We start from the raw sequence: 7,528 nt of genomic DNA, 5'->3' as shown, positions 1-7,528 counted from the left end.
AGCGCTCGCCGTACGACACCCGGCCGGCGCCGGGCAACGGCCGCGGGCCGTACGAACCCCGGAGGCCGTGAGGTGCGCGACGGGCTGCGCGGGCTCCGAGGCGACCCAGCGGTCCCTCGCCGACCAGGCCGTCGCCGACGAGCGGCGGCGCATCGCCCGGGAACTGCACGACGTGGTGGCCCACCAGGTGAGCGTGATGGGGGTGCTGGCCACCGGCGCGCGGCGGGTGCTGCGCCGGGACCCGGACGCCGCCGACGAGGCGATGGCCACCGTCGAGGAGACCGGCCGGGCCACGCTGCGCGAGCTGCGCCGGCTGCTGGACGTGCTGCGCACCGACGCCGAGCCGGACCCCGACCTGGCCCCGCAGCCGGGCTTGACCGGCATCGAGACCCTGGTGGAGCAGGTGCGGGAGGCCGGGCTGCCGGTGACGTTGCGGGTGGACGGGATCCCGGCGCCGCTGGCCGAGGGGGTGGCGTTGGCCGTCTACCGGGTCATCCAGGAGGCGCTGACCAACGCGCTCAAGCACGCCGGCCGGGCCACCGCGCTGGTCCGGCTCACCTGGACCGACGGGTTCCTGGCCGTCGAGGTGACCGACACCGGCCGGGGTCCGGGGCCGGCGGCCGACCGGATCGGGCACGGCCTGGTCGGGATGCGGGAGCGGGTCGCCCTCTACGGTGGGGTGCTGCGGACCGGTCCGCGGACCGGCGGCGGCTTCCGGGTGTACGCGCGGATTCCGCTCGAGTCCGCCGGGGCGGTCCCGGCATGAGCGCCGACGGGGGAAGACGGATGACCGACAGCACGCCGCCACGGCCGGTCCGGGTCCTGCTCGCCGACGACCAGCCGCTGCTGCGTACCGGCTTCCGGATGGTGCTGGGCATCGAGGACGACCTGGACATCGTGGCGGAGGCCGGGGACGGCCTGGAGGCGGTGGAGCTGTCCCGCCGGCTGCTGCCGGACGTGGTGCTGATGGACATCCGGATGCCGCGGATGGACGGGGTGGCGGCGACCCGGGCGATCGTGGACGCCCGGCTGCCGGTGCGGGTGCTCATCCTCACCACCTTCGACCTCGACGAGTACGTGGTCGGCGCGCTGCGGGCCGGGGCGAGCGGCTTCCTGGCCAAGGACGTACCGGCCGAGGACCTGGTCACCGCGATCCGGACCGTGGCGGCCGGGGAGGCGGTGGTGGCGCCGCGGATCCTGCGCCGGCTGCTGGACCGGTTCGCGGACGTGCTGCCGGACCCGGCGGCCACCCCGCCGAAGGCGCTGAACGCGCTTACCGAGCGGGAGCGCGAGGTGCTGGTGCAGGTGGCGCGGGGGCTGTCCAACGCCGAGATCGCCCGCGCGCTGTCGGTCAGCGAGACCACCATCAAGACCCACGTCGGGCACGTGCTGACCAAGCTCGGGCTGCGCGACCGGGTGCAGGCGGTGGTGCTGGCGTACGAGACCGGCCTGGTCCGCCCCGGGGCGTGAGCGTGCGGGGTGGCGACCGTCACCTACCGTGACCATCGGGCGGGTGGTGGGGTTGACCATGACGCGGCGTGAGGTTCTACCGTCGGCGCCGCTGGTTCAGGGGTGACCCTGAGTCGACCTCGGGGGCGACCCCCGACGGATTTCCGGCGCGGACTCCGCCCGGGGACGGACGGATCCCCGGTCGCCGGCGGCGAGGATGGGTAGGGCCGCACCGGCCAGCGGGGGCGGTGCGGATATGGCAGGCAGACCGGAAGAGGTGTATGACGTGACCGCGACGGTGGGACGGCAGGCGCAGGCCGCCGCCCGGGCGAGCGACGTGTGGAAGGTGTACGGCAGCGGGGAGGCGCAGGTCAGCGCCCTGCGGGGGGTGACCTGCGAGTTCGAGCGGGGCCGGTTCACCGCGATCATGGGCCCGTCCGGCTCGGGCAAGTCGACGCTGATGCACTGCCTGGCCGGGCTGGATTCGGTCACCCGGGGCACCGTCATGATCGGCGACACGACGGTGACCGGGCTGGGCGACGCCGGCCTGACGAAGCTGCGGCGGGACAAGGTGGGTTTCATCTTCCAGCAGTTCAACCTGCTGCCCACCCTCACCGCCCAGGAGAACATCCTGCTGCCGCTGTCGATCGCGGGTCGCAAGCCGGACCCGGCCTGGTACGACACGGTGATCGACACCGTCGGCCTGCGGGACCGGCTGGGGCACCGGCCGGCGCAGCTCTCCGGCGGCCAGCAGCAGCGGGTGGCGTGCGCGCGGGCGCTGGTCTCCCGCCCCGAGGTGATCTTCGCGGACGAGCCGACCGGCAACCTCGACTCGCGATCCGGCGCCGAGGTGCTCAACTTCCTGCGCAACTCGGTGCGCGAGCACGGTCAGACGATCGTGATGGTGACCCACGACCCGACCGCCGCCGCGTACGCCGACCGGGTGGTCTTCCTCGCCGACGGGCAGATCGTCTCCGAACTGATCGAGCCGACCGCCGACACCGTGCTGGACACCATGAAGAAGCTGGACACCCCGGCCGAGGTGGGCAACTGATGCTGCGGGCCACTCTGAAGAGCCTGCTGGCGCGCAAGGTGCGCCTGCTGCTGTCCGGCCTGGCCGTGGTGCTGGGTGTCATGTTCGTCTCCGGTGCGTTCGTCCTCACCGACACCCTCGGCCGGTCGTTCGACGCGGTCTTCGCCGACGGACTCGCTGACGTCGACGTCAACGTCGCGGCGAAGCCGAAGGTGGCGCTCAGCGAGCAGGAGGGCGAGCAGGTCGCCGCGCCGGTGGCCGCGTCGGTCGTGGACCGGGTGCGGACGGTGCCCGGCGTGGCCGACGTGAAGGGTGTGGTCAACGCCGACGGCGCCCGGCTGATCGGCAGCAACGGCAAGGTGGTGACCTCCTTCGGTCCCCCGCAGCTGGGCGAGAACTGGCTGGGCGAGAGCGACCTGGTGAAGCTGCGCGAGGGACGCGGGCCGCGGGCCGACGACGAGATCGTGGTGAACGTGGCCCTCGCCGACGCGGCGAAGGTCAAGGTCGGTGACCGGGTCGGCGTGCTGACCCTGGCGCCGAAGAAGGAGTTCACCCTGGTCGGCGTCTTCGGCTACAGCGGTGGCCGGGACTCGATCGGCGGGGTCAACGAGGTCGCCTTCACCACCCCGGTGGCCCAGCGGCTGATGCTCGGCAAGCCCGACGTCTTCTCCAACGTGACGGCCCGCGCCGCCGACGGCACCACGCCGGAGGCGCTGCGCGACCAGGTGGCCCGCGCCGTGGGCGCGGACTACGAGGTCAAGACCGGCAAGCAGGTCGCGGCCGACGCGTCGGCCAGCCTGAAGGAGGGGCTGTCCTTCTTCAACAAGATCCTGCTCGGCTTCGCCGCGGTGGCGCTGCTGGTGGGCACCTTCCTGATCCTGAACACCTTCTCGATCATCGTGGCCCAGCGCACCCGCGAGCTGGCGCTGATGCGGGCGATCGGGGCGAGCGGCCGGCAGATCATCGGATCGGTGGTCCTGGAGGCCGTGGCGGTCGGTCTGATCGCCTCGGTGCTGGGGCTGGCCGCCGGCATCGGGGTCGGCGCGCTGCTGGCGTACCTGTTCGGGAAGCTGGCCGGCGGGCTCACCCTCGCCGGGCTCGGCGTGCCGGCCGCGGCGGTGATCGGCGCCTTCGCCGTCGGCCTGGTGATCACCGTGGTGGCAGCGCTGCTACCCGCGCTCCGCGCGGCCCGCATCCCGCCGATCGCCGCCATGCAGGACGTCGCCACGCCGGACCGGCCACTGACCAAGGTGACCATCGGCGGGGCCGTGGTCACCGCGATCGGGGCGGCCCTGCTCTTCCTCGGGCTGGGCGGCCACGCCCGGGGCAACACCCTGGCCACCATCCTCGGCGGCGTGCTGTTCGCGTTCATCGGGGTGGCGCTGCTGACCCCGCTGATCAGCCGGCCGGTGGTGGCCCTGCTGGGCGCGCTCTTCGCCTGGTCGGTGCCCGGGAAGCTGGGCCGGCTGAACTCCGGCCGCAACCCCCGGCGTACGGCGATCACCGCCGCCGCGCTGATGGTCGGCATCGCCCTGGTCACCGGCGTGACGGTGATCCTGGACTCGGCCAAGGGCAGCATCAGCGCGCTGGCCGAGGACACCATCAAGGCGGAGCTGGTGATCTCCGGCGCCTCGTCCGGCCCCCGGCCGCCGAGCTTCGACCCGGCGGTGCTGGACAAGACCGCCGCGATTCCCGGTGTGCAGCTGGTCGATGGCGAGTACGGCGACATGGCCATGGTCGACGGCACCCGTACCTGGGTGGCCGCGTCCAGCAACGTCGCCGCGCTGGAGCGGATCTTCGGGGCGAAGGCCACCGCCGGGGACATCGGCCGGCTCGGCCCGGACCAGGTGCTGGTCAGCTCGGACACCGCGAAGTCCCGCAAGCTGTCGGTCGGGTCGACGGTGCGGGTCCAGCTGTCCCGGGGCGACGCCCGCCCGTACACGGTCAGCGGCATCTACGAGAGTTCGCAGCTGACCAACCCGATGATGCTGCCCCCGCAGGCGACCGCGGACTTCGCCATCCCCCAGCCGATCCAGGGCTTCGTGCAGCTGAGCCCGGGCACCCGGGTGGCCGACGTGCAGCCGCAGGTGGAGCGGCTGCTCGCGGACAGCCCGGAGGTGTCGGTGGCGGACCGGGCGGCGTTCATCAAGCAGCAGACCAGCCAGCTGGACACCCCGCTGCGGATGATCCAGATCCTGCTGGCGCTGGCGATCGTGATCGCGGTGCTGGGCATCATCAACACGCTGGCCCTGTCGGTGCTGGAGCGGACCCGCGAGCTGGGCCTGCTGCGGGCGATCGGGCTGCGCCGGGCGCAGACCATGCGCATGATCACCGTCGAGGCGGTGGTGATCTCGATCTTCGGCGCGCTGCTCGGCGTGGTGGTCGGGACGGGCCTGGGCGCGGCCGTGGTGCGGGCGCTCAAGGACGAGGGCATCACGGACCTGGTCCTGCCCTGGGGCCAGATGGGCACCTTCCTGGTGCTGGCCGCGATCATCGGGGTGATCGCCGCGGTGCTGCCCGCGATCCGCGCCGCCCGGATCAACGTGCTCGGCGCCATCGCCCACGACTGAGGTGAGGAGGGGCCCCTTGTCGACAAGGGGCCCCTCCGTTCACGCCGGGGGCTCGCCCAGCAGGGCGGCGAGCAGCTCCAGGTCCGCGCCGGTCAGGCTCTCCAGCTGATGTACGCCGTCGGTCGGCGGCAGCGGCACCTCGGCCGGTACGGCCAGCACGGCGGCCCCGGCGGCCAGGGCACTGGCCACCCCGGTCGGCGAGTCCTCGATGGCCACGCAGCGCGCGATCGGCACGCCGAGCAGCCGGGCGGCGGTCAGGTACGGCTCCGGGTGCGGCTTGGCGGCGTCCACCTCGTCGCCGCAGACCACCGCGTCGAAGCTGTCCCGGCCGAGGGTGTCCAGGGCGACCTCGACCAGCGGCCGGCCGCTGGAGGTCACCAGGGCGGTGGGGATGCCCGCGGCGCGGACCGCCCGCAGCAGCGCCAACGCCCCCGGCCGCCAGCGCAGCCCGGTGCGGAACAGCTCCAGGATCCGCGCGTTGATCCAGTCGGCGCTGGCCCGCGGGTCCCGCTCCGGCTGGCCGAGGTCGTCGTGCAGGATCCGCATGGACGCGGCCATGCTGGTGCCGATCATCGCCTTGCGGGCGGGGTCGGAGAGCGTCCCGCCGTAGACGGCGGACAACTCCTGCAGGGCGACGTCCCACAGCTTCTCGCTGTCGACCAGGGTGCCGTCCATGTCGAAGAGCACGGCGGCGGGATGTCTGCTGCTCAGCGGGGCCTCCTCGGGTGGGCGTACCCGCCGATCCTCTCAGCCGCGCCTGAGGCCCGGCCGGCCGTCCCCGCGGAGGGTGACCTGCGGCATCAGCCGAGACCGCAGGCGTCCAGGGACTTCTCGTAGCCCCGGAAGAACGAGTCGGTGCGCTGCTCGGCGGTGCCGTGCGCGCCCTCGGCGAACCACGGCTGGTTCGGGTCGTCCCCCACCGCGAGCAGCCCCTCGCGGAACTCGTCCAGGTCGCCCTTGTCCAGGGTGAGCACCTTGTCGCGCACGTTGTCGCCGATGTACGCCCCGGCCATGCAGTCGGCCTGCAACTCCTGCTGGATGGTGTAGTTGTAGCGGATGCCGAGGCGCACCTGCACGCCGTGGGCGTACTCGTGACCGAGCAGGTAGAACAGGAACGCGTCACCGATCTGCCGGAACGCCGACACCGACCAGTTCACGTCGTAGGCGATGAAGTCCCCGGCGGAGCAGTAGACGGCGTTGTTACGCGGCAACGGCTGCCCGCCGCAGGACACCTCCCCCGCCCTGGTGTACGGCACCACCCGCCGGATCGGCTGGAACCGCTCGCCGGAGGCCCGGAACTGCGCGGTCCAGTACTGCTCGGCGATGCCGACCGCGTCGTTGAAGTCGGACTTGAACTCGGCGACGCTGGTCGTGCCGTCGGCCCGGGTGGTCCGCGTGCCCGGGGCGGCCGGCTGCCCGGTCTGCTCCTGGCCGGGCTGTTGCGGCTCACCCTGCGGATCGCCCGGGTCGAGCCCGCCGCCCATGCACCCGGCGGCCACCACCACGGCCACCAGCAACCCGGCGAGCGGTCCCGGCCGCCGACCTCCCGCCTGCTCCCCCACGGCTGCCTCCCCGGCTCCAGTCCCTGTCTGGTGCGCAGTACCCCGCCCGGCTGCGGATGATGCCCGCCACTGATCACGTACGGCCGGCGGGGGCGGTTCACCCCGTCCGGCCGGGGTGGACCGGTGCCGGTACAGTGCCCCGCGTGACGCACCCGGTGGCCCACTCGAGCATCGTCTACTGGCGACGGAGCATCTGGAACGGCCGGCGCTGCGTGCCGGTGCTGATGACCCTCGACCAGGGCTGGCTGCGGGCCCGGGACCGCGCCGGCGGGGAGCTGTTCGCCGTCCCGGCCGGACAGGTGAGCGGCCGGCTGTCCCGGCTCGGCACCCTGCTGCTCACCGTCGGCGGCCGGCGGTACGCCCTGGTCGGGCGCGGCTCGGACATCTCGCCGGACCCGAGCCCGGAGCAGCGGCGCGCGTTCGCCGACTTCTGGGCCCACCGGCCGGCCCCGGTGACCGGCGCCGGGCCCGGCGTCCTCGACCAGGTCTTCAACGGCGCCGCCGCGTGGCACACCCGCACCTGGCGCGACGCCCTGGCCGCCGGCGGGGCGGCGGTGCGCTGACCCGGGGCGGCAACGGCCGGCTCAGGGGCCAGCTCACCGCCGGTCCTCGGCGGGAGCCGCCGCAGCCCCGATCATGACCGGCAGGACATGGCCTACGCTGCCCGCCATGATCGATGCGGACTACGACGCGCACGAGCGGTCCCGGTGGGCGGGGCGAGCCGAGGCGTACCAGCGCAGTTTCGGCCGGCTCTGCGCGTACCCGGCGGAGGCGCTGCTGGATGCCGCCGCGGTGCGGGCCGGACGGCGGGTGATCGACGTCGGCACCGGGCCGGGCACGGTCGCGGCGGCGGCGCTGGCGCGGGGCGCCGCGGTGCTGGCGGTCGACGCCGAGCCCAGCATGCTGGACGCGGC

At 73.8% G+C, this 7,528-nt stretch carries 7 protein-coding genes and 1 pseudogene; 6 read left to right on the top strand and 2 right to left on the bottom strand.

Annotated elements, in window-relative coordinates:
• The 4 genes from ACWEVO_RS24045 to ACWEVO_RS24030 all read left to right on the top strand — a co-directional run.
• On the top strand, positions 1-766 hold a 766-nt coding region (locus ACWEVO_RS24045), incomplete at its 5' end, for a sensor histidine kinase (RefSeq protein ID WP_452309774.1).
• A gap of 20 nt (positions 767-786) precedes the next feature.
• A complete protein-coding gene (locus ACWEVO_RS24040) occupies positions 787-1,470 on the top strand; it encodes a response regulator (protein ID WP_452309773.1) in 684 nt (227 codons plus the stop codon).
• 265 nt (positions 1,471-1,735) lie between these two features.
• Positions 1,736-2,503 carry an ABC transporter ATP-binding protein gene (locus tag ACWEVO_RS24035; protein ID WP_452309772.1) on the top strand — a complete coding sequence of 256 codons (768 nt, stop codon included), beginning with the start codon at positions 1,736-1,738 and terminating at the stop codon, positions 2,501-2,503.
• Positions 2,503-5,052, top strand: a complete 2,550-nt coding sequence (locus ACWEVO_RS24030; RefSeq protein ID WP_452309771.1) for an ABC transporter permease — start codon at positions 2,503-2,505, stop codon at positions 5,050-5,052. Before ACWEVO_RS24035 ends, ACWEVO_RS24030 begins: the two co-directional genes overlap by 1 nt.
• Positions 5,053-5,091: 39 nt before the next feature.
• Here the strand turns inward: ACWEVO_RS24030 and ACWEVO_RS24025 are convergent, their stop codons facing one another.
• Positions 5,092-5,739, bottom strand: coding sequence for an HAD family hydrolase (locus ACWEVO_RS24025; protein WP_452309770.1), 648 nt, complete (start codon positions 5,737-5,739; stop codon positions 5,092-5,094).
• Between the two features lie 113 nt (positions 5,740-5,852).
• Complete coding sequence (locus ACWEVO_RS24020) at positions 5,853-6,614, bottom strand: neutral zinc metallopeptidase (protein WP_452309769.1); 762 nt, start codon at positions 6,612-6,614, stop codon at positions 5,853-5,855.
• Positions 6,615-6,757: 143 nt separating this feature from the next.
• Here ACWEVO_RS24020 and ACWEVO_RS24015 point away from each other — a divergent pair, with 143 nt between their 5' ends.
• Both ACWEVO_RS24015 and ACWEVO_RS24010 read left to right on the top strand, forming a co-directional pair.
• Positions 6,758-7,177, top strand: a complete 420-nt coding sequence (locus ACWEVO_RS24015) for a hypothetical protein (RefSeq protein ID WP_452309768.1) — start codon at positions 6,758-6,760, stop codon at positions 7,175-7,177.
• Between the two features lie 106 nt (positions 7,178-7,283).
• Positions 7,284-7,528: pseudogene (locus ACWEVO_RS24010) on the top strand (SAM-dependent methyltransferase); the annotation flags it as partial.

It is taken from the genome of Micromonospora sp. NPDC003776 (assembly GCF_053605645.1).
Note: the sequence above shows the minus strand (reverse complement) of the source record. Positions and strands in the feature narration are given on the sequence as shown.